The sequence below is a fragment of the Mariniphaga sediminis genome (assembly GCF_003573545.1).
In the GTDB taxonomy this organism is placed as follows: domain Bacteria; phylum Bacteroidota; class Bacteroidia; order Bacteroidales; family Prolixibacteraceae; genus Mariniphaga; species Mariniphaga sediminis.
Genome location: NZ_QWET01000005.1, coordinates 320,503 through 344,182, shown reverse-complemented (window position 1 = coordinate 344,182; position 23,680 = coordinate 320,503). Strand labels below are relative to the sequence as shown.

The 23,680-nt window shown below is 42.9% G+C and carries 16 protein-coding genes; 9 read left to right on the top strand and 7 right to left on the bottom strand.

Annotation, left to right across the window (positions count from 1 at the left end; translation table 11 throughout):
* Nucleotides 1–93: 93 nt before the first annotated feature.
* A complete protein-coding gene (locus D1164_RS08985) occupies nucleotides 94–1,101 on the bottom strand; it encodes a FecR family protein (RefSeq protein ID WP_119349622.1) in 1,008 nt (335 codons plus the stop codon).
* Nucleotides 1,102–1,342: 241 nt separating this feature from the next.
* Nucleotides 1,343–1,891, bottom strand: a complete 549-nt coding sequence (locus tag D1164_RS08980; protein ID WP_119349621.1) for an RNA polymerase sigma-70 factor — start codon at nucleotides 1,889–1,891, stop codon at nucleotides 1,343–1,345.
* 573 nt (nucleotides 1,892–2,464) lie between these two features.
* Here D1164_RS08980 and D1164_RS08975 point away from each other — a divergent pair.
* The 5 genes from D1164_RS08975 (at nucleotide 2,465) to D1164_RS08955 (ending at nucleotide 9,995) form a co-directional block, all read left to right on the top strand.
* Complete coding sequence (locus D1164_RS08975; RefSeq protein WP_119349620.1) at nucleotides 2,465–3,535, top strand: efflux RND transporter periplasmic adaptor subunit; 1,071 nt, start codon at nucleotides 2,465–2,467, stop codon at nucleotides 3,533–3,535.
* Nucleotides 3,535–6,690, top strand: coding sequence for an efflux RND transporter permease subunit (locus D1164_RS08970; protein WP_119349619.1), 3,156 nt, complete (start codon nucleotides 3,535–3,537; stop codon nucleotides 6,688–6,690). Before D1164_RS08975 ends, D1164_RS08970 begins: the two co-directional genes overlap by 1 nt.
* Entirely contained in the window at nucleotides 6,687–8,120 is a 1,434-nt protein-coding gene (locus D1164_RS08965) for a TolC family protein (RefSeq protein ID WP_119349618.1), read from the top strand. The genes D1164_RS08970 and D1164_RS08965 overlap by 4 nt, the downstream gene beginning before the upstream one ends.
* A 61-nt stretch (nucleotides 8,121–8,181) precedes the next feature.
* Nucleotides 8,182–9,219, top strand: a complete 1,038-nt coding sequence (locus tag D1164_RS08960; RefSeq protein WP_119349617.1) for a sensor histidine kinase — start codon at nucleotides 8,182–8,184, stop codon at nucleotides 9,217–9,219.
* Nucleotides 9,216–9,995: a LytR/AlgR family response regulator transcription factor gene (locus D1164_RS08955; protein WP_119349616.1), complete on the top strand. Its 780-nt coding sequence runs from the start codon at nucleotides 9,216–9,218 to the stop codon at nucleotides 9,993–9,995. Before D1164_RS08960 ends, D1164_RS08955 begins: the two co-directional genes overlap by 4 nt.
* Nucleotides 9,996–10,027: 32 nt before the next feature.
* Here D1164_RS08955 and D1164_RS08950 read toward each other — a convergent pair whose 3' ends face one another.
* The 4 genes from D1164_RS08950 to rimP form a co-directional block, all read right to left on the bottom strand.
* The gene (locus tag D1164_RS08950) at nucleotides 10,028–12,823 is read right to left on the bottom strand and encodes a hypothetical protein (RefSeq protein WP_119349615.1); all 2,796 of its coding nucleotides are present in this window, start codon (nucleotides 12,821–12,823) and stop codon (nucleotides 10,028–10,030) included.
* A gap of 96 nt (nucleotides 12,824–12,919) precedes the next feature.
* Nucleotides 12,920–15,934 (bottom strand): translation initiation factor IF-2, encoded by a 3,015-nt coding sequence (infB, locus tag D1164_RS08945; RefSeq protein ID WP_119349614.1) that lies wholly within the window; start codon nucleotides 15,932–15,934, stop codon nucleotides 12,920–12,922.
* 95 nt (nucleotides 15,935–16,029) lie between these two features.
* Entirely contained in the window at nucleotides 16,030–17,265 is a 1,236-nt protein-coding gene (gene nusA, locus D1164_RS08940) for a transcription termination factor NusA (protein ID WP_119349662.1), read from the bottom strand.
* A gap of 10 nt (nucleotides 17,266–17,275) precedes the next feature.
* Nucleotides 17,276–17,743, bottom strand: a complete 468-nt coding sequence (gene rimP / locus D1164_RS08935) for a ribosome assembly cofactor RimP (protein ID WP_119349613.1) — start codon at nucleotides 17,741–17,743, stop codon at nucleotides 17,276–17,278.
* Between the two features lie 170 nt (nucleotides 17,744–17,913).
* Here rimP and D1164_RS08930 point away from each other — a divergent pair, with 170 nt between their 5' ends.
* The 4 genes from D1164_RS08930 to lpxA all read left to right on the top strand — a co-directional run bounded on the left by D1164_RS08930 (nucleotide 17,914) and on the right by lpxA (nucleotide 22,563).
* A complete protein-coding gene (locus D1164_RS08930; RefSeq protein WP_241558271.1) occupies nucleotides 17,914–19,170 on the top strand; it encodes an HD domain-containing protein in 1,257 nt (418 codons plus the stop codon).
* Nucleotides 19,171–19,206: 36 nt separating this feature from the next.
* Nucleotides 19,207–20,262, top strand: a complete 1,056-nt coding sequence (lpxD, locus tag D1164_RS08925) for a UDP-3-O-(3-hydroxymyristoyl)glucosamine N-acyltransferase (protein ID WP_119349612.1) — start codon at nucleotides 19,207–19,209, stop codon at nucleotides 20,260–20,262.
* A gap of 8 nt (nucleotides 20,263–20,270) precedes the next feature.
* A complete protein-coding gene (locus tag D1164_RS08920; protein WP_119349611.1) occupies nucleotides 20,271–21,689 on the top strand; it encodes a bifunctional UDP-3-O-[3-hydroxymyristoyl] N-acetylglucosamine deacetylase/3-hydroxyacyl-ACP dehydratase in 1,419 nt (472 codons plus the stop codon).
* A gap of 91 nt (nucleotides 21,690–21,780) precedes the next feature.
* Nucleotides 21,781–22,563, top strand: coding sequence for an acyl-ACP--UDP-N-acetylglucosamine O-acyltransferase (lpxA, locus tag D1164_RS08915; RefSeq protein ID WP_119349610.1), 783 nt, complete (start codon nucleotides 21,781–21,783; stop codon nucleotides 22,561–22,563).
* 69 nt (nucleotides 22,564–22,632) lie between these two features.
* Here the strand turns inward: lpxA and thiL are convergent, their stop codons facing one another.
* The gene (thiL, locus tag D1164_RS08910; protein ID WP_119349609.1) at nucleotides 22,633–23,670 is read right to left on the bottom strand and encodes a thiamine-phosphate kinase; all 1,038 of its coding nucleotides are present in this window, start codon (nucleotides 23,668–23,670) and stop codon (nucleotides 22,633–22,635) included.
* Nucleotides 23,671–23,680 lie beyond the last annotated feature (10 nt).

The following is a 23,680-nucleotide window of genomic DNA, read 5'->3' as shown; positions in this document are numbered from 1 at the left end:
TTTTTCATAATTTTGAAATGTTAATACGATGATTAATATTATGTTGATCGTCGAAGGTGGTTTGTCCTGCCCGACAGCCACCTTTCTCTTTATTTACATAGGCTTATATATTATTTCAAACTTTCGGAACCCCAGTCTCTTGTAATCTATTGGAGTAGTTAACTTTAAACCGTCCAGCACCTGCCATATCGTTTCATGGTTCCTGAAATTACCGCTGTACAACATTTCCTTCAGCTCCGGCGCTGAATAAGAAAGCCGAACATCGTACCACCGCTCCAGGCGTTTCATTAAATCAGGGAAAGCAATTTCTTTAAACCGGAATTCACCATCTTTCCATGAAGATTCCATGTCAACATCCCTTTCGGATACCCTATATCTTCGTTTCTCTTTATCTAAATAAAATTGCTGCCCGGGAACAATATCAACCACTTTGTCCTTTTGCCCAAATAAAACCCCTACATGCCCCTCCAAAAGCGACACATTTGAAAAATTGTCGTCGGTGTAAGAACAAACATTAAATTGAGTTCCTGTTACCTGAACATCAAAATAGTTGGTCTTTACAATAAAGGGGTTCGCTTCGTCTGATATGACTTCAAAAAATGCTTCGCCGTTAAGACTTACTTCGCGCTTTCCATCAACAAATGTTACGGGATATTTTAATTCAGAACCGGAATTCAATATAACAGTGGTTCCGTCAGGCAAGTTTACTTCCGACCGGGAACCAAAAGGAACCTTAAACGACATCATCGCAGCCTCACTCCTCACGTTGGGGGTTTCCACTGACAGCATATTCAAAATAAAAATACTGACCAGACCAATGACAAAAACCGCAGCAATACCGGCTACTACTTTCCAGAGGCGGAGAACTTTTGTCGAGGTTTGCTTCTGTAAAGCCCGTTGCTTGTAAAATTGCAGTAAAGCTTCCCTTGTATTATCTTCTTTTTTTAACGATGCGTCCCAGACATCTTTAGTCCTGTAAAATATTTTTTGATTCTCATCTGATTGTGATAACCAATGCTTCAATTCCTGCTGGTCGGTAATACTGCACTCTCCATTCAGATAACGAATGACAAGTTGCTCTATGTCTGTTTTATGGTTCATTTATAATCTTCTCTTCTATTACTATTACACCTTCATCCTAAAAACTACGTCACCCAAATGGAAAAAATTATATTCTTTGTACAAAAAAGAAACAGGGCGAAGACATAAACAACTGTATATTAATGTCATGTCAAACATAAATTGTCTTGTGCTGTCATTTTGAAGTTGACGACACTACAGTATAAAAACACATGCATCACATGACGCATCATTTAAAATTTGGAGTAAATAGTTGAATGTGCTACCTCCTTACAGGTTCCCCTACCAGATTCATCAGAATAAAAATCTGATTTCCGGTTAAGACCTTTCGTAAACCGGACAAAGCCCTGAACAATCGTGTTTCCACCGTTCGCAGCGGAATTTTTAATTTTTCAGAGATCTCTTTATTTTTTAACCCCTCGAACCTGCTCAGCTCAATAATTTCCTTATAATGAACCGGTAATGAATCGATAGCCGAATAGATTTTTCCCAAATCTTCCTTTTCAATCAGCGATGTCTCCCCGCTTTTATAAAAATTCAGTTCGTAAAGTTGCAGGCCCCATTTTTCATTTTCAGCATGCTTATTTATTACAGATTGATGACGGATATAATTTAAGCAGCCATTTCGGACCGAATTAAACAGGTAAGATTTTAGATGTGTTTCTTCCAGTTTATACTTTTGATTCTCCCAAACCGTAGTAAAAACTTCCTGTAAAACATCGCGAACATCATCCTCGTCTTTTATGAATTTGAGGCCATATATTAGTAAAGAGCGGTAATATTTCTGAAATATTTGTTCAAATATAGCCATTCAATGATGTAAATAAATTCAGCGCAGGATTGTTATTTTTATTCCCCTTCATGCTAAAACATATACTTTTTATTACAGCCCAAAAAATAATAGAAATTTTTTAGATTCATTGGTTACATTAGTACTATTTATTTTTTTGGATTCAGCCAAGTTATTTTTAGTTTCACTACAAAGCAAACAAAGATATATATTTCTAAATTTAATCTTAAAATTCCCGAAAAATCATCATTTCCAATTTGTAATATTTCTGGTTTATTCGAATGAATGAGTATACTCACTCCCAAGGCACAAATAATATTACAAGATCCAATTATATAGTTTTAATTTCATTTCAATCCTGAATTTTATCACTTCAGTAAATTTCAGGGGTGATAAAAAAAACGGAGCCCTTACCTTCGATTGATTTTTCAGAAAACATAAAAAATCTCAGTTCAAAGATTAACACATTTTTAGCTATGAAACGAACATGAATTTTAATTCTTTAAATTACAAACAAGAAGAATTAAAATTGACTTAGGTCGAACTTCGTTTCATCGGGAGTTGCATCGAATACAAACGAAATAAACAATTTTAATGAGAAAACTTTTAAAAAACAGTGTGACCTATCTATTTTGTCTGGTCTTGTTGGCGGGTTGTTCCGGCAATAAAAACGGGCAAAACAGAATCGTTCGAAAAGTAAAAATTGAACCAGTCCAACAGGCCGACTCCATTGTGGTAAGGTCTTACCCAGGAATTATCAGGGAAGCCGGTGAGGTAAATTTGGCATTCAGAGTTGCCGGTCCTATCCAAAAAATTTGGGTAAAAGAAGGTGATTATGTAAACGCGGGGCAAGTAATAGCCCAAATGGATACACGCGATTACGAAGTGCAACTGGCAGCGGCACAGGCGCAATACGAACAGGTGAAGGCCGAAGCTGACCGGGTAATTGAATTACACAACCGGCAGAGCGTGGCTGGCAACGACTACGACAAGGCGGTTTCCGGGTTGAAAATGGTAGAGGCCAAACTTAAAAATGCCAAAGACCAACTCAATGATACCAAACTAACGGCACCGGTTTCGGGCTACATTCAAAAGGTAAATTTTGTAGAAAATGAGCTGGTGGATGCCGGCATGCCTTTAGCTTCCATGATTAACGTGGGACACTACCAGGTGGAAGTCGAAATCCCGGTTTCGCTGTATGCAAACCGCGACGCCATTATTTCTTTTTCCGCTGTTCAGCCTACTGTCTCAGAGGAAAATTTCCCATTGCAATTACTGAGTTACAGTAAAAAAGCCAGCAATAACCAATTATATAAAGTGCAACTGTACATAAACCCCGCCAGTCAGCCGAAACTGGCACCGGGAATGGATGTGCAGGTAAACTTGCAGATTAAAAGCAATACCAGCCCGCTGGCCTGTGTGCCATTATCCGCCTTATTCAGCGAGGAGGGTAAAATATACGTATGGGTTTACCAATCGGATGGTACAGTAAAAAAGCGTAAAGTTATTACCGGCAAACTCACCGGCGACGGCAGAATCCGGGTTTTCGACGGACTGCAGGTGAATGAAAAGGTGGTAGTTGCCGGGGTAAACAGCTTAAACGAAAATGAACAGGTACAACCGTTGGCACCGGTTTCTGAAACCAACGTGGGAGGATTGTTGTAATGGTTCTTACAGAATTAACCTTCCGCAGAAAAACCATCATCTGGTTTTTGCTCTTTTGTATGGTGGCCGGTGGTATTCTCGCTTTTCGCTCCATCAGTAAACTGGAAGACCCGGAGCTAAAAGTGATGATGTCACAAATTGTAACGGTGTATCCGGGGGCAACTGCCCACGAGGTAGAAATGCAGGTGACCCATATCATCGAAGAAGAATTGAGTACGCTGGGCGATGTGGAAACCATCCGGTCTAAATCAATGCCGAACCTCTCGATCGTAACAGTGATGCTCGAACTTACAGTACCACAAAAAGAGATTGAACAACGCTGGGATTTTCTGCGCCGCCGGATGAACGAAGTTGTGGCTAAATTACCGGAAGGCGCCCGGACACCTTTAGTTTATGATGATTTTGGCGACGTTTACGGCATGTTTTATGCCATGACAGGCGACGGCTACTCCTACAAGGAGATGAGCAAGATGGCACAATTCATCAAGCGCGAAATGCTGGCGATTAAAGGTGTGGCCCGTGTAGAAATATTCGGGGAACAGCAACCGGTTACCGAGATTGTTTTTAATCCGGCAAAAATGGGTGAACTGGGTGTTTATCCTTTTCAGGTAATTGCTGCATTGCAGGCTGAAAATACGCCGGTTTTTCCAGGGATGCTGCAAACCGGAAACCAACTGCTTGACATTTCGGTAAACGGGAAAATTGCCCGTGCATCCGACGTGGCCAATGTGATGATAAAAGGCCTCGACGGCAGCCTGTTTAAACTTTCGGATATTGCCGAAGTGAATGAAGTTTACGCCGAACCTTCCCGCAATAACATACAACTCAACAATAAAAAAGCCATTGCCATTTCGCTTTCCATGGAATCGGGCGAAAACATAGTGGAAGTAGGCAAGCGCGTGGAAGAACGACTGGCAGAGCTTAAAAAAGATATTCCAACGGGCTACGAGTTTAATAAAGTTTTTTTTCAGCCCGACCTGGTAAGTAATTCCATTGACGGATTTATGTGGAACCTGGTTGCTTCGGTACTTATCGTAATTATTGTACTGATGATTTCCATGGGGTTGCGCAGCGGATTTATTATTGGCGCCGGCCTGGTGCTTACCATTCTGGCCACATTCCCCATTTTACTGGCTGCCGGCGGAACGTTACAGCGTATCTCATTGGGAGCTTTTATTGTAGCCATGGGAATGCTGGTGGACAATGCCATTGTGGTTCTCGATGGTATTCTGGTAGATTTAAAGAAAGGCATAAAACGGGAAAAAGCGCTCACTCTTTCGGCCACGCGAACGGCATGGCCACTTTTTGGAGCGACGTTCATTGCGGTGGCTGCTTTTCTTCCGGTTTACCTTTCTAAAGATGCTGCCGGCACTTACGCCCGCGATTTGTTTGTGGTATTGTGTATCTCACTGTTTATAAGCTGGGCGCTCGCCATGACACAAGTTCCGCTTTTTTCAGAACAACTGTTGAAACGGAAAAAGAAGAAGGAGGTAAAAGAACTTTATGGAAGCTGGGCCTACCGGAAATTCAAAAAAGTTCTGGATTTACTGCTGCACTATAAAACCGCTACACTGATTGTTGCCCTCTTGCTGCTTGCCGTAGCTGCATTCAATTTCGGGAACATCAAAAAAACCTTCTTTCCCGATTTTAATTACAACCAGGTTTATATTGAATACAGGCTTCCGGCCGGATCTGGGCCGCAAAAGGTAAACGAAGATCTGCAACAGATAACAAAACACCTTCTTTCACTTGATGAAGTAAAACAGGTAGTTACCAGCCACGGACAAACGCCTACCCGCTATTGTCTGGTGCGGCCCATGGGCGAAGCGGCTGATAACTACGGAGAGTTGATTGTAGATTTTGAAGATTACGAAACCATGTCCCGGATGAAGCTGGTGCTAAGTGATTACCTGCACAGTCATTTTCCCGACGCCAGCACACGCATTCGGAAATACAACCTTTCCATTAAAGCAACCCACACAGTAGAAGTGGAATTTTCGGGACCCGATCCGGCAGTGTTACGCGATTTAAGTGCCCGCGCCCGGGAAGTTTTCAGAAACAATCCGTTTGCTGACCCTTACACTATCGAAGATGACTGGGAGCCGACAGGGCAGGCCCTTGTCGCAAACTATGTACAACAGGCTGCAACGCGGGCAGGGACTTCCCGATCCGACATTAGCAATGCCATTCTGGCTGCCACCGACGGATTACCCATTGGGGAATATTTTGAAGGACAAACCCGTGTGGGAATAATAATGAAATTGCGCAACAATGATGGTTCAAAAATGGAAAACCTGGAAGATATTCCGGTATGGAGCATGATGCCCAACCTTTCAGGGATGGATGAAAACACCCTGCAAGAGTTACTGACCGGAATAAAATCATTGGACGAACTGACCGGTGAACTGGTGAGTCCGGTGCCGTTAAGTGCCGTAACCCGGGGAATAGAACTCGACTGGCAGGAACAGGTTGTCCGGCGGGTAAATGGGCAGCGGGCTATTCAGGTACAGTGCGAACCATTGGATGGCTACAGCCCGGCCCTGGTGCGTAAAACCATGTTGGAAGAGATTGAAAACATACCGATCCCCAACGGTTACAAGGCCGTGTGGGTAGGAGAACAGGAGCTTCAGGGCGATGCACTGCGTAACATTTTCAGTTACCTGCCCATCTCCATTATGCTCATTATTTTCACACTTATTTTGTTGTTCAACGATTTCAGGAAACCTCTTATCGTACTAAGCTGTATCCCCATGGCTTTCATAGGCATTGTGCCCGGAATGATCTTGGCCGGACAGCCCTTCACTTTTATGGCTATTATTGGCTCCTTCGGACTAATGGGGATGATTGTTAAAAATGCCATCGTACTGCTTGACGAAGCCGAAATGCTTATTTCCGATGGAATGGAAAAATATCATGCGCTAATCAATGCCACTATCTCGCGCACCCGTCCTGTATTACTGGCCTCATTCACCACAATCCTGGGAATGATTCCGCTGCTCACCGACCCGATGTACGCCAGTATGGCTGTGGCCATTATTAGCGGATTGCTGGTGGGAACACTTATTACCCTGGTTTTTGTTCCCATCCTGTATGCAGCATTTTACGGTGTTAAACGAATGAATGAACCTGAAAACAAAACAGAATTACCATCATGAAGACAATCAATTATACCACACTTTTCATTTTTCTGATTTCCTGGATGCATGGCGCAGGACAGGAAAAAATGACGTTAAATCAGGCCAGGGGAATGGCGCTCCATAAAAACGAAAACCTGAAAATGGCCGCCAAACAAATAGAAAAGGCGGAGGCACAAAAAGCAGCTGCCCGCACATTGCGTTTACCTTCCTTTTCGGCAACAGGAATGGGCATTTATCAGGACAAAGATTTTGAAATGGAACTAACCCTGCCCACCCAGAAACCGAATTTGCAAACAGGGGAGTTGGAGCCCAACATTATGATGAACCCTGTAACCGGCGAGCCCGTGGTGGGTCCCGACGGGAATCCGGTATTTAACATGTATGCCTGGTTGCCGTTGAATATCAGTTTAAGCGGGGCTTACCTGGCCGGAGTAACGCTGGAACAACCGGTTTACACCGGCGGAAAAATTGGCGCAGGAAACAAAATGGCCGACATTGGAATTGAAATGGCCGACGAAAACAAAACCCTGCAGGCAATGAATACGATTGCCGAAGCAGATAATGCATACTGGACTTACGTTGCGGTCTTCCAAAAAGTAAAACTGGCAAAGCAGGCAGTCAACATGCTGGACGAACTGGTAAAAAAAGCCCGCAATGCCCACGAGGTGGGAATGGCTAACCGAAACGACCTGCTGAAAGCACAGGTAGAACAGAACAGTGCCAAACTCAATCTGCAAAAAGCGCAAAACGGATTTGAACTCAGTCGGATGAATTTATGCCGCGTGACCGGGTTACCATTCAATACGGCAATAACAGCTGTAGATACCGCTATTTACGTAAAACAGCCTTTACATGGCGAAATGGGAAACGAAATGGTACAACAACGGCCGGAATACCGGTTATTACAAAAAAATGTAGAATTACAGGAACAGCAAATCCGGATGACGAAAGCCGATTTTTTGCCTACGGCAGGTATTCAGGCCGGGTATAACCACATTGGCGGCATTGAGTTCAGCAGTACCGATTTTTCCAATACCAGCCTGAACGTTCTGGCATCAGTAAAAATTCCGGTCTTTCATTGGGGAGAGGGAGTCAAAAAAATCAACGCAGCCAAAATAGACAAGGAAATCAGGGAGCTCGAACTGGAAAAAAATAAACAGCTTCTGCAACTGGAAACGGAGCAAACCCGGTTAAACCTGGAACTGGCCTGGGAACGGATTCAACTTAATGAAACAGCGCTTGAACAGGCCGAAGAAAACCTGCGGGTTACCCGCGACAGTTATGAAGTGGGCATGGAAACCATTACCGAACTGCTAATGGCGCAGACCAACTGGCAACAGGCTTTCAGTAACCTGATTGACTCCAGAACCGATTTCAAAATAAAAGAAACGGCCTGGCTGAAAGCAACGGGAAAGCTGGGTGAGACTGTCAACTGGCAGCCACAATAATCAGGATGTCAAAAAACTTCATTTTGTTTGTTACATTTGATAATTCATTCAGGTAATAACTATGAAAAACAACAAACTCCATTTTCTAAGCGGACTTTCAGCATACACCCTGAAAAGTTTTTTCATCAGAACGGCGTTGGTGAGCAGTGTGGGGTTGTTGTTTCTTTTTCTGTCCATAAAAATTGCAGGAGATTCAAACATAAAAGTTACCGCACTGGAATATTTCCAGGTAGTACTTATTTTCAACTTAATCAGTGAAATCAACGTACTTATAGATCACGTGGCTGAACGATTTTTGCCTATTCCCGAAAAAATAAGTCTGCGCGTGGTGTTGCATTTTTTTATAAGCCTGCTCGTTGCATCCGGAGCTGTTTTCTATTTTTCAAAGGCTGTGAAAGAAGCCCTCTTTTTTTCGCACCCCATAGTACAATTGATGATGCTTCTGGGGCTCATTTACATTTTCATTATCACCATCTTTTCTGTTTCTCTCCGCATTATTGAAAAGTGGATTTTTTCTGTTCGCCAACTGGAAGAGCTAAAAAGCCTGAAACTGAAAAGTGATTACCACTCGCTGCAAACCCAGTTGAACCCGCATTTTCTTTTTAATAACCTAAGTGTGCTGAAATCGATGATTACCTTCGACCCGGAGGCTGCGATCCATTTTACCCAAAACTTTACCGATGTTTACCGCTACGTGCTGCAGAGCAGAGATAAAACTACCGTGAAACTGGCCGATGAGCTGGAGTTCATTGAGGCATACACAGGTATCCACAGAGAGCGTATGGGAAAAGCATTTAAGGTGATTACCGAAGTAAGCGAACTTGCCCTGAAAAAAGAAATTCCGCCGCTTGCCCTGCAGTTGCTGGTTGAAAATGCCATAAAACACAACATTGCCGTAAAAGATGCACCATTGATCGTACATATTAAATCAAACGACAAAATGGTTGTTGTCAGCAATAATCTTAATCTGAAAGAATCCCCCTTTTCAGAAAAAACCGGGCTAAAAAACCTGAAGGAGCGCTATGCCCTGCTAACCGACAAACCAGTGAACATACACCAGGGAAAAGAAAATTTTGAAGTTGAAATTCCTTTGCTATGAACCAAACAGTTAAAATTATTCTGGTAGAAGATGAACTTTACAACCTCCGGTTGCTGGAAGGCATGATTAAAAAGCTGCGGCCCGAATGGGAAATCGTTCAAACTTTTGATAGCGTAAAAGAGAGTGTGGATTGGCTCCGCAATAATGTTCACCCCGATCTCTTTTTTATGGATGTCCAATTGGCAGATGGGCTCTGTTTCTCCATTTTTGACCAGGTGGAGATAAAAAGCATGGTAATTTTTACCACGGCCTACGATAATTACGCCATCCGCGCTTTTAAAGTAAACAGCATCGATTATTTGCTGAAACCATTTAAAGAGAAAGATTTGGTGGCGGCCATCCAAAAATTTGAAAATTTGGTAGCCCTGTCCACGGGGAGGGTTCAAAAACAGGATTATTCGGAAATACTGGAAGCCATTCGAGGCGGAGAGAAAAAATACCGAAAACGGTTCCTGATTTCCAAAGGTGAGGCTTTTTACAAACTTCCGGTAGAAGACATTGCTTATTTTTACAGCGAAAACCGCGTTACCACTGCCGTTACTTTTAACAGGCAAAACCACGTTATCGATTTTTCACTGGAAGCACTGGAAGAACAACTGGAACCAGCGGAATTTTTCCGTGCCAACAGGCAAATAATAGTTAATATCCACGCTACTGAAAAAATTGAAAACTATTTTGGCGGAAAGTTAAAAGTGAAATTAAACCCGCCCATTGAAGAGCCGGTCATTGTAAGCAGGCTAAAAGCAACGGACTTTAAACAATGGATGGGAAGGTAAACGTTCTTCTTTTCAGACGCCCGATTACCTGTTCAATTCAGAGTATAATTGAAAAGTTTTCCTCCTTCGCTCCCCACTATAAGATTAAGGCCGGAAGAACTTTCAGAAAGCCTGCCGATACTAAATTCACTGTTTCCGGCCAAAGGGAATCCATCGTGCAATTTTCCATCGGGATTAAACAGGTAAATGCGGTTGGCCAAAGCATCTGTCACACCTACCTTTTTCAGGTCGGCAGCAAACGTGTAAATATTAGGAGGAAAACGTAACGGGTTATCCAGCTTTTTACTGAATAGTTTTTTGCCGTTCTCGTTCATCACGGTTACTTCATTTTTATCGATAAATACAAAATCAGGAATTTTGTTTCCGTCTAAATCATCCACGGTAAAAAAATGGTTTTCACTGAACCGGCCTGTTTTCTTTTCCTCAAATTTCCCATCGAAGTAAATGTAATAGACTTTCCCGCCGGTATCGGTTGTCACCATTTTGGGGCGTCCGTCAAGATTCAGTACGATCGGATTGTCCGAATTTTCAAACCTTGCCGACACAGAGACACGGGATTCGCCCCTGCGGTCCAGCACATATATTCTCGCTTTATCTTTAAACACGATATAATCTTTTCCGGCTACCCTAAAATGTTGCACGGGCTTTGTTACCTCGTGATCGGTCTGATTAAACACCCAGCCTTTAACCACCTTCCCTTCATAATCGTAAGCATATACTTTCCTATCTTCTCCGGCCACAAAATAGCGGTAATTCCGGTTGTTATCGTAATCGAAAACATTCACCCCATTGGTGGCCGGCGATCGGAGGGGAACCGGGAAATGGGCCACATTATTTCCGTTGCGATCGATAAGATATAATTTCTCTTTGGTGTTGAAAAGGTATTGTAAATTACCATTTTTAAAATAGTCTACCTGATGAATCTCTCCCAGAACAGGCCCGGGCAAGGCAATACTCCATCGTACCCGCCCCGAGTGGGTTACCTGGTGCAGGTTATTTTGCTCATCCTGAAAAATAATTTCACGATTGGCCACATCGCGGTGGTTAACCACTAACTGAGGTTTAAATTGAACGTTACTACCAACAGAACTTTGCCAGGTTGTCTGGGCTTCCTCACTAACATCTGACCGGTAAGCAACAGCCACCGAATTAAAATAGATATCCTTGTCGCGCTGCACTTGCCAGTTAACCATATCAAATTTGCGGAGACTTTCTTCGTTCTTTTCCATATGTTTCAAAACGGAAGGAGAAAAAAGTTCATTCCGGAAACTGTAAGCCTTGTTTACATCCGCAAAAACATTGATGTTGGCCCGGCTTGAACTACTTTGCCGGAATTGCTGGTAACGTATCTCTTTGGTAAGTGTGTTTCCCAGCACCATATTACGTAAATACTCGTGCAGGCCCTCTTCTGAATTGGAAAACACCATAAAGTTGTCATAAAATGAGATATACCTTGCTTCAGCTAAGGCAAAAGGAGTGCCCAGCCAGATTCCGGGGAAGGAAGGATACGGGAACCGGTATATGGTAAAACGTGTCTCATCATCCACAGCAAAGCTTGACTGAAGATCAGTGGCTTTTATCTCAGCCCGTCTGGCATAGTTGGCCAACAGCTTCTTCATTTCATCCTCCGCGGCCGATCTCCCTTCCGTCTGTACAATAAAAAAGGTGGTTTTATTTTCCGGATTTACCGGAATGGTTGTGGCTGCCACAATAACCTCGTTTTTCACTATCCCCTGAAAAACATTTCTTACGCTGGTGCGCAGGCCATTGTCAAAACGTTTAATCCGTTCCTCCCTACGGTAATAGCCTGGCGAATGGGTATAAAAATCTTCCAGTTTTTCAAAGAAGGACTTTTTATCTGAAAAAGAAAAACTGCAAAAAAACGATGTATTGCGGGGTAAAATATTTTCGGCATCAAAACGTACCGGCTGTTGATCGGCAAAAACCGAAAGAAAATGATTGAGCGAATCGTCGGCTACCGAAATACCACTTAAAATCAGGGTCTCATCTCCAAAACGAAAATCGAGTTCACTCCAGCTGGCAAAATCACTGAATTTTTCTGCAATCCCGGAGGTCCGGGTACGCACCGTAGCGCCAAACTCATCTACTCTTTCGGTAGCTTTCCCGTTCAATACATTTTCAAAAAAACCGGGTAGCCAGCTATGATTAATGTACAGTGAAACTCCCTGTGATGCTGCCGTTTTATTTGCTTCCAGAAAATAGGAATCTTTGCGGATACCCGGCGATTGCATTTGCCGGATTACCTTTTCCACCGGAATTGTTTTGGTACTCACAAGGAGTAATCCGTTTACAAAAGAAAAACACAGGAATTCACCGGTGCGATCACCGGAAATTTCTGTAACCCTGTGATTATCGTATTCCTTTTTACTGTAATTATAATTTCCGGGAGGATAAAGCGTATGAAGCAGTTTTTCAAACGCCTCTTTTCGTTTGTTGCTATCGGCCGATTTTATTATCAACGGAACCAACTCACTACGTCCGGTATAATCAAAAGCAAGAATAAACGGGCTGTTTTGTAAATTCCGGGAAAGGCCGTCGGTATGGTCAATCAGTGAGTCGGTTTTATGCAAAAAAGCAAACCATTCACTTCCAATGCCGGCATTGTCAAGTTCCCTGATTAGTGGGTTATCGAAAGGCACCGATTTCGCTGAGCTCAACTCAAAAAAAAAGGGTGAGTTTACGGGAATGGCTTTGTAAAGGGAATTATCTTTCGAAAAAGGCAACTCTTTATTTGGAAAATAAAAATAGAAATACCCGCCAGCCGCCAGTAAGAGAAGAAATAAAATTACAATCAGGTTTCGTTTCATCTTTTCCCGGATTTTCTTGCAAAACTACAAAATTGAAAATGCTGAAACGTTGTTTTTCTGAATATTAATGAAACATCTGATGTTAATAACTTCCTTCTACAACTGTTTGGCCACTTCCACTTCCTGGAAGGCTTCTACATGGTCGCCGACTTTTATGTCGTTAAAGTTTTCAATATTCAGTCCGCATTCGTAACCGTTTTTCACCTCTTTTACATCTTCTTTGAAACGTTTGAGCGAACCAAGGTTGCCGGTATAAATTACAATACCGTCGCGAATAATACGAATCTTCGAATTCCGGTTAATTTTCCCGTCGCGGACAATACAGCCCGCTACAGTACCGACTTTGGTTACTTTGAATATTTCAAGCACCTCTGCCGTACCGGTAATTTCTTCCTTGATATCGGGAGAAAGCATCCCTTCCATCGCCGCCTTAATCTCATTAATCGCATCATAAATAATGGAATACAGCCTGATATCAATCTGTTCCTTTTCCGCCAGTTTACGCGCACTAAGTGACGGACGCACCTGGAACCCAATAACAATGGCTTCGGAAGCTGCGGCCAGCAGGATATCCGATTCGGAAATTTGCCCTACGGCTTTGTGTTTGATATTTACCTGAATTTCTTCGGTAGAAAGTTTTATCAGGGAATCGGAAAGTGCTTCGATAGAGCCATCCACGTCACCCTTCACAATCAGGTTCAACTCCTGGAAGTTGCCAATGGCGATACGGCGGCCAATTTCATCAAGCGTAATATGTTTTTGCGTACGGAGCCCCTGTTCGCGTGCCAGTTGTTCCCGCTTATTTGCAATGTTTCTGGCATCACGTTCAGTCTCCATCACATTGAATTTATCACCTGCCTGCGGTGCGCCGTCAAGACCAAGAATGATGGCTGGTTCTGCCGGGCCGGACGATTCGATGCGCTGGTTTCGTTCGTTGAACATCGCCTTTACGTGACCAAAATACTGACCTGCCAAAACGATATCCCCGGCTTTGAGCGTTCCGGTTTCCACCAGAACAGTAGCAACATAACCTCTGCCCCTGTCGAGTGTTGATTCAATAACTGTTCCCACTGCCCTACGTTTCGGATTGGCTTTCAGCTCCAGCATTTCAGCCTCCAGCAATACTTTTTCAAGCAGTTCCTCAATACCTTGTCCTTGCTTTGCCGAAACATCCTGCGACTGGTATTTCCCGCCCCAGTCTTCTACCAAAAAGTTCATATTAGCCAGCTCTTCCTTAATCCTGTCAGGATTAGCGCCCGGCTTGTCAATTTTGTTGATGGCAAAAACAATGGGAACACCTGCTGCCGTAGCGTGGTTAATGGCCTCAACAGTTTGGGGCATCACGTTATCATCCGCGGCCACAATAATAATAGCAATGTCAGTTACCTGGGCTCCACGTGCACGCATAGCGGTAAAAGCCTCGTGCCCCGGAGTATCCAGAAAAGTAATTTCCCGACCGTCTTCCAGGCTCACATGGTACGCCCCGATATGCTGCGTAATGCCTCCGGCTTCCCCTGCAATAACATTGGTATCCCGTATGTAGTCGAGCAAAGACGTTTTCCCGTGGTCAACGTGTCCCATTACCGTTACAATGGGTGGACGTGGTTTCAAATCCTCTTCCGTGTCTTCTTCAGCTTCAATGGAATCCTGAAGGTCGGCGCTTACAAATTCCACTTCGTAACCAAACTCCTCGGCCACAATGGAAAGTGTTTCAGCATCAAGCCGCTGGTTGATGGAAACGAACAGCCCTAAACTCATACAAGATGAAATAATCTCGTTCACGTTGACATTCATCATGTTGGCCAACTCACTCACCGAAACAAATTCGGTAGCCTTCAGTACTTTTTTCTCCTGATTGTGTTTTTCGATATCAGCTTGCCGTTTCTCACTAATGGCAGCCCTTTTATCCCGACGGTGTTTTGAACCTTTTGACTTTCCTTTTGAAGTCAACCGGGCCAGAGTATCCTTTATCTGTTTTTGAACTTCTACCTCATCTACCTCTTTCTTCAGCGAGATTTTTTTCTTCTTACCCGTCGGCTTTTGCGTTCTCTGGTCGCCTCTGTTTTGATCTCCCGGTTTGTCTTCAAATTTTACACGACCGGTTTCTTTAATCCGCTTTCTGCGCTTTTTGCGCGCAGCCAAATCGGTAGACTCCTTTTGTTTTTTCACTTTTTTCTCCGGAAGCTCAATTTTTCCCAACACGGTTGGTCCGTTGAGCTTCTCAGCCCTCGCCTTAATGATTTCCACTCCGGCTCTTGGCTTTTCTTCCGATGTTCTTTCCTGCTCTTTTCCAGCAGTCTGTTCTTCGGTTCTGACAGAGATAATCTTTTTCTTCCGGCGTTCTTTGCGCTCTTTCTCTTTTTCTTTTCTCGATTTTTTGGCGGGCCGGGTTTTCTGATTCAATGAATCAAGGTCGATTCTTCCGACCACTTTCAATTCTTCCACTTTCGGGACTTCAGTTTCAATAGTTTTTTCTTTAGATTCTTCAGGTTTCTCTACAGGTTCCACCTCTTTTTCAGAAGGCTCTTCAACCGGTATTTTTTCCTCTTCTTTTTTAGTATCAGCAGGCTCGACAGTTTTGACGGGCTTTTCTTCTTTTTCTGATTTTTCTTTTTCAATTTTTTCCTCTGGCTTTTTCTTCTCCGGCTTTGGTGCTGGTTTATTCAAACTCTCAAGATCAACCTTGCCCACCACCTTAACACCGTTTTCTTTTTGAGGTTTCTCTACAGGGGCTTCTTCTACTTCTTTTTCCTTCTTTTTCACCTCCGGAGCAGGTGCTTTTTTCGGCGCCTTGTTCGGGGGGCTTTCTACTTCATCCTCCTCCTCTTCAAACTCATCTTCCTCCAGTTCCTGTTGTGCTTTATCATCAATAGAAATCACCTCCTGCTTTGGTCTGTGACTTTTCAGAATAATTTTTTCCGACTCTTTTTTAAGATTCAAATCGATTTTGTATTCCTTTTCCAGTAAAGCCACGGCTTCTTCAGAGATCTTCGTATTGGGATTTGAGTCATATTCAAAACCTTTCTTATGCAGAAATTCCACAATCGTGTGAATCCCCACATTGAATTCTCTTGCAAGTTTACTAAGCCTTATTGTCTTGCCTGCTACCATATAATCTTTTTTTCTTTTCCGATCTCCATGCTAAAAGTCACTGCAAGTTTAGCCAAAAGCTTTTACAGTCGTTTAAAATTAAATGTATTTTTTATTTATTCAAACTCAGCCTTTAGCACTTTCAATACCTCATCTACAGTTTCTTCCTCCAAGTCGGTACGTTTAATAAGCTCATTACGAGGAATATTCAGTACATTCTTGGCTGTATCACAACCAATAGCTTTCAGAGCATCAATTATCCAGCTTTCAATTTCATCTGCAAACTCTTCAAGAGTCACATCGTCATCGTCTTCTTCCATTTCACGATATACATCAATTTCATAACCGGTAAGCTGGCTTGCCAGTCTGATATTAAGGCCGCCTTTACCAATAGCCAGCGATACTTCCTCCGGCTTCAGAAAAACCTCTGCCTTTTTGCTATCTTCCTTTATTTTGATGTTGCTTATTTTTGCCGGGTTAAGCGCACGCTTGATATACAATTGCGTATTTGACGAGAAATTGATAACATCGATGTTTTCGTTTCTTAGTTCCCGAACAATCCCGTGAATACGTGAGCCCTTCATTCCTACACAGGCGCCTACGGGGTCGATCCGCTCATCATAAGACTCAACGGCAACTTTGGCACGTTCGCCCGGAACCCGTACAATGTTTTTAATTGTAATCAGCCCATCGAAAATCTCGGGAATTTCAAGCTCAAAGAGCCGCTCAAGAAAAACGGGCGCTGTACGCGACAAAATAATCAATGGGTTGTTGTTTCTCAACTCTACCTTATAAACAATGGCGCGAACCGTATCGCCCTTCCTGAAATAATCGGAAGGTATTTGTTCCGACTTGGGAAGAATCAGCTCATTGCCTTCGTCATCGAGTATAAGAATCTCCTTTTTCCAAACCTGGTAAACTTCTCCTGTAACAATATCCCCTATTTTATCTTTATACTTTCCATAAATATGGTCCTTTTCCAGTTCCATAATTTTACTGGCCAGATTTTGGCGTAGGTTCAAGATAGCGCGCCGCCCGAAATCTATGAGTTTCACCTCATCGGTTACCTCTTCACCCACTTCATAATCGCTGTCAATTTTCTGAGCTTCCGTAAGTGAAATCTGAAGGTTAGGGTCTTCCAACTCGGCATCTTCCACCACTGCCCGGTTTCGCCAAATTTCAAAGTCTCCCTTGTCAATGTTGATGATAACATCAAAATTTTCATCCGTGCCGTACTGTTTAATGAGTACGCTGCGAAAAACATCTTCAAGTACACTCATCATAGTCACCCGATCAATGTTTTTTAGCTCTTTGAATTCGGCAAAAGTATCGATAAGGCTAATATTTTCCATCGTAAAATTTTTATTTAATTGAAACAACAACCTTTGCGCTTTTTATATCGCCAAAGTCTATCTGATGCTCTTTTACAATCAATTGTTTTTTCTTATGTCCTTCCACCTTTTCGCGGGTGGAGGTTTCAAGCAAAATATGTCCGGGCTTCACGTCTTTCAACAACCCGGTGCGTTTTATGCCGTCAGCAGTTAAAACTTCTACCTGGCGCCCGGTATTTTTCAGGTACTGCTCTTTCACTTTGAAAGGCTCGGTTAACCCTGGTGAAGAAACCTGCAACTCAAAATCCTCGTTTTCCCTGTCAAGACTGTGTTCAACCTGCCGGCTGATTTCCACACACCGGTCAATGGTGAGGCCTTCGTAATGGTCGACGAATATTTTGATGACATTGGTTGTACTGACCTGAACATCCACTAGATACATTCTTTCGTCAAGCTGTTCATTCACCAATTCCACTATTTTCGTCTTGTTTACCATCATTTGCCTGTAACAAAATAGGGAACCTCCGGCCCCCTATTTCAGGTTTCACAAAAATCTGCGCAAAAATAGTAATTTCTTCCGGAAATACAAAAATTTAAATGCATGATAAATGCCTTAAACCGAATTAATTAAACTTTTGTATTTTTAGCCTCCGAAGTAAAAGAAAACAAGTGAGCGATTATTATTTAAACAAAAAGAAAATCATTAACGACCCGGTGTTTGGCTTTATTAACCTGCAATCGGAATTAATTTTTGATTTGGTTGAACACCCTTTCATGCAACGATTGCGGCGGATTAAACAACTGGGACTTTCATTCCTTGTTTATCCGGGAGCTAATCATTCGCGTTTCGAACATGCCCTGGGAGCAAGCCATCTGATGCGGCAAGCCATTTCGGTATTACGCCTGAAAGGCCATGAAATTACCGAAGAAGAAGCCGATGCAGTAACCGTAGCTATTTTGCTCCACGACATAGGACATGCTCCCTATTCACATGTACTGGAAAACACATTGGTGGAAATACCCCATGAAAAAATTTCACTGTTAATGATGAACGAGCTGGACCGACAATTTAACGGAAAACTCCGGCTTGCAATCGAAATTTTCAAAAATCAATACAAAAAACAATTCTTACACCAACTGGTTGCCAGCCAGTTGGACGTAGACAGGTTGGATTACCTGAGCCGCGACAGCTTTTTTACCGGCGTAGCAGAAGGGATTGTAGGAATTGACCGTATTATTAAAATGCTGACCGTGTGGAACGACCAATTAGCGGTAGATTATAAAGGAATTTACTCCATCGAAAAATTTCTCATTGCCCGCCGGTTAATGTACTGGCAGGTTTACCTTCACAAAACCGTAGTTTCGGCAGAATTTCTGCTTATTCAGGTACTGAAACGTGCACAGGAATTATGGACAGCGGGAACAGCCATTTTTACCACACCCACCCTGAAAATTTTTCTTCATAATAATTTTACAGAAGATGATTTTTTAAAAAACATTGAGGTGGAAGGAAAAAACGTACTTGACTGGTATTCCCTTCTGGACGACAATGATATCATGATTTCGGTAAAAGAATGGCAATCACACTCCGACCCCGTGCTTTCCAAACTGGCGAGAAACCTGATAAACAGACGTTTGTTCAGAATAAAAATAACAGACAAGCCCGTCTCAAAAAAATGGAAAGACCAAATGCTGAAGCAGATAACGGAAAAAGTCACGGGCGATACAGCCCTTTCGCCCTATTTTCTGGTGACAGGCGAAATTACCAACAGTGCTTACAACAGGCACACCGAAAATATTAAGATTCTCTTAAAAGACGGAAAAGTAAAAGATATGGGCAATGCCTCAGATATTAACCTCTCTGTGCTTACTAAAACAGTACGTAAATATTTTGCCTGTTATCCAAAAGAATTGGACATTAATTAGTTTAAACCTATATTTGCATCGCTAAAAAAATGATGAATGGAATTTAAAGCAAAAGACATTGCTTCATTTCTAAAAGGAGAAGTGGTTGGAAATAGCAATGTTAAAGTTTCGGGTGTATCGAAAATTGAGGACGGCCAACCCGGCACACTAGCCTTTCTGGCGAACCCGAAATATGAAAATTATATATACAATACCGGTGCATCCGTTGTTCTGGTGAACCGATCTTTCACCCCAAAATCGGAAATAAAAGCAACCCTTATTAAAGTGGACGATGCTTACCAGGGATTTGCTTCCCTGCTTGATTTATATGTACAGGCAAAAAAGAATTTGCGCCAGGGAATCGAAAACCCAAGTTACATAGACGAGTCGGCCCAATTGGGTGAAGAAATTTATGTGGGGGCATTTGCCAGCATTGGGAGGAATACCCAAATTGGGAAAGGCTCCAAAATCTTTCCCCAGGTTTTTATCGGTGATAATGTAACCATAGGCGATGACTGCATTCTCTACGCAGGAGTTAAAATATATGATGACTGTGAAATAGGGAATAACTGTATCATTCATTCAGGAGCAGTAGTCGGGTCCGACGGTTTTGGCTTTGCGCCACAACCGGATGGAACCTACAATAAAATCCCACAAATTGGCAACGTGATTCTGGAAGATAACGTGGAAATAGGCGCCAACACCGCCATTGACTGCGGTACTTTTGGTTCTACAATTATTCGCAAAGGCGCCAAAATAGACAATCTTGTACAGATTGCACACAATTGTGAAATTGGCGAAAATACGGTGATTGCCGGTCAAACAGGCATGGCAGGCACTACCAAAGTGGGCAAAAACTGTAAATTTGCCGGGCAGGTAGGCCTTGCAGGGCATCTGACCATTGGCGACAATGTGCAGATTGGGGCACAATCAGGTGTCAGCAAATCCATTAAAGACAATGAAATTCTATTATCGTCGCCGGCATTCAACTATAAGGATGCAATAAAAACATATACTATTTTCAGAAACTTACCCAAACTCCGAGAGGAAATCATACAACTTCAAAAAGATGTCAAATCCTTGAAACAGGCTGATTCTGCTGCTTCAAAGTAAAATATGGTATGGTAATACGACAAAAAACATTAGCAAAATCATTCAAAATTGAAGGTAAAGGGCTGCATACCGGCGTTAACGTAACTGTAAACTTTAAGCCCGCGCCCGAAAACCATGGGTTTAAATTTAAAAGAGTCGATTTGGAAGACACCCCCATTATCGATACCGATGTCGATTTAGTGGTGGATACTTCGCGGGGAACTTTGCTCGAAAAGGATGGAGCCCGCATCGGAACCATTGAGCATGCATTGGCAGCTCTTACCGGAATGGACCTCGACAACGTGCTGATTGAAGTAGACAACGAGGAAGTTCCCATCATGGACGGAAGTTCAAGATATTTTGTTGAAGCCATTGAAAAAGCCGGAGTGGTGGAACAGGAAGCTGAAAGAGAATATTTTGAGATTAAGGAAAAAATCGAAATCTTCGATGAAAAATCAGGAGCTCACATCATTGCGCTGCCTGATGACGACTACAGCCTGAATGTGATGATCTCCTTCAAATCAAGGGTTCTGAATAATCAGTTTGCAACGCTCGATTCCATAAGTGACTTCAAAAATGAAATAGCCAATTGCCGCACCTTCGTTTTTCTGCACGAACTGGAATTTTTGCTGAACAACAACCTGATTAAAGGAGGTGAACTAAACAACGCTATTGTCATTATTGACAAAGAGGTAGGACAGTTTGAACTGGACCGTTTGGCCGATCTTTTTCATCACGACCGGGTTGAAGTAAAACCGCAGGGAATACTAAACAACCTCGAATTACATTTCGACAATGAATGCGCTCGCCATAAACTACTTGATGTCATTGGAGATCTGGCGCTTTGCGGCAAACGGATAAAAGGCCGGATCATTGCATCCAAACCGGGACACCGCCCGAACACTATTTTTGCACAGGCACTGAAAGAAGCCTGGAAAAAATCGCAGGCAGAGGCGCCGGATTATGATCCGAATGCAACCCCGTTGCTCGACACCACGCAGATCAAAGAATATCTGCCACACCGGTATCCTTTTTTGATGGTAGATAAAATTTTATCCATCACCGAGAAAGAAGTGATTGGGATTAAAAACGTCACGCACAACGAACCCTTCTTCCAGGGACACTTCCCGGATGAACCCTTAATGCCGGGCGTGTTGTTAATTGAAGCAATGGCACAAACAGGCGGATTGCTTGTACTTTGTAAACTTGAAGGAAAGTATTCAACTTACTTCATCCGTGTTGACAATGTTAAATTCAGGAAAAAAGTTGTTCCGGGAGACACCCTGGTTTTTAAAGTCACCCTGAGTTCTCCTATACGACGAGGCATTGCCACCATGAAAGGGGTTACCTATGTTGGAGACAAGATTGTTGCCGAAGGTGAATTTATGGCCCAGATTGTAAAACAACAAACAGAGGTTGAACCCGGCAAAGTCAAAATAGAATCATAAAATGGATCAAGTCCAAAATATGTACCTAACCTGATGATGAGTAAATCATCCTAGTAACATATCCATTGAAATATTATAATACTTAAATGAGATGAAACAACCACTGGCTTATGTCCACCCTGACGCTAAGGTCGCCGAGAATGTTGTAATCGAACCCTTTGTTTCTATCGACAGAGATGTTGAAATTGGCGAAGGAACCCGCATCGGCTCAAGCGTTACCATTTTATCGGGCACTCGAATCGGCAAAAACTGCAATATTTTTCCCGGCGCTGTAATTGGCGCCATTCCACAAGATTTAAAATTTAAAGGCGAATACACCACTGTTGAAATTGGTGATAACAACACTATCCGGGAGTATGTAACCATTAATCGTGGCACTGCCTCCAAAGGAAAAACAACTGTAGGAAACAACAACCTGATTATGGCTTATGTACACATTGCCCATGACTGCAAAGTGGGAAATGCTGTCATTCTTGGGAATAACACGCAGTTGGCAGGAGAAGTGGTAGTCGACGACTGGGCTATTATTTCAGGCATGACCGGCATCCATCAGTTCTGCCGTATCGGGTCGCATGTAATGATTGGCGGCGGATCCCTGGTGCGGAAAGACGTACCTCCCTTTATCAAGGCCGGGCGTGAGCCGCTTTCTTATGTGGGTATCAACTCCATCGGACTGCGACGCAGAAACTACAACAACGAAAAAATCAGGGAAATACAAGATATCTACCGTTACATTTACCAAAAGGGGCTGAATACTGCCCAGGCGGTAGAAATCATTGAAGCAGAAATGCCTGCTACCCAGGAAAGGGACGAGGTACTTCTTTTTGTAAAAGACTCGAAAAGAGGTATCATCCGGGGATATTATCCGGATTAAAAATACAGAACAGTCATACTTTTTTCTCTCAGAGCTTAAGGTATGACTGTCCTGTTTATTATAACTGAATTAACCTAAATGTTTCCACCCCTGGGCCTGTAACGGAACTTCCGAACCTCCCGTTGTAATCAGGTTAACTCCTTTTCCGGCATCCACTATTTCTCCGATAACCGTAAAATCCGGGTCGTTTTTTATTTTGTCAAAGTCATTGGGAGACAATGTAAAAAGCAACTCATAATCTTCGCCGCCATTCAGCGCTGCCACCAATGGATTAATATGAAGTTCCTCTGCCATATCTTTTGTTTGGCTGTCCATGGGCACCTTCCCCTCATTCAACCGACACCCCACTTTTGAATTTTTACATAAATGCAGAATTTCGGAAGACAGCCCGTCAGAAATATCTATCATGGCTGTAGGTTTCATTTTTAGTTTTTCAAACACCTCAACGATATCAGCCCGCGGTTCCGGTTTTAATTGTCGTTCCAGAATATAATCATACCCCTGCAATTGTGGTTTCATACTCTGATTTACCTTAAATACCTCGTTCTCCCGTTCCAGCAGTTGAAGTCCCATATAAGCACCGCCCAAATCGCCTGACACGCAGAGCCAATCGCCAGGTTGTGCCCCGCTGCGGTAAACCAAATCTTCTGTATTGGCTTCTCCCAAAACACTTACGCTAATAGTCAGCCCGGTAAGCGAACTCGTGGTATCACCGCCCACCAGGTCAATGCCATAATTTTCGCAGGCAAGGTAAATCCCTGAATAGAGCTCCTCCACGGCCTCTACTGAAAACTTGTTCGATAGAGCCAGGTTCACAGTAATTTGTTTTGGACGGGCATTCATGGCATAAATATCCGAAAGGTTCACCACCACAGCTTTATAGCCCAAATGTTTTAACGGGACATACATCAGGTTAAAATGAACGCCTTCTGTAAGTAAATCCGTGGAAAAGACCACACATTTGCTGCCATAATCCAACACAGCAGCATCATCCCCGACCCCCTTTATTGTGCTTCTGTTTTTTAGCTCAATTTTTTTTGTCAGCCGGTCAATCAGACCAAATTCTCCCAGATCTGAGATCTTCGTTTGTTTTCTTTCTTTATTCATTGTTAATAAA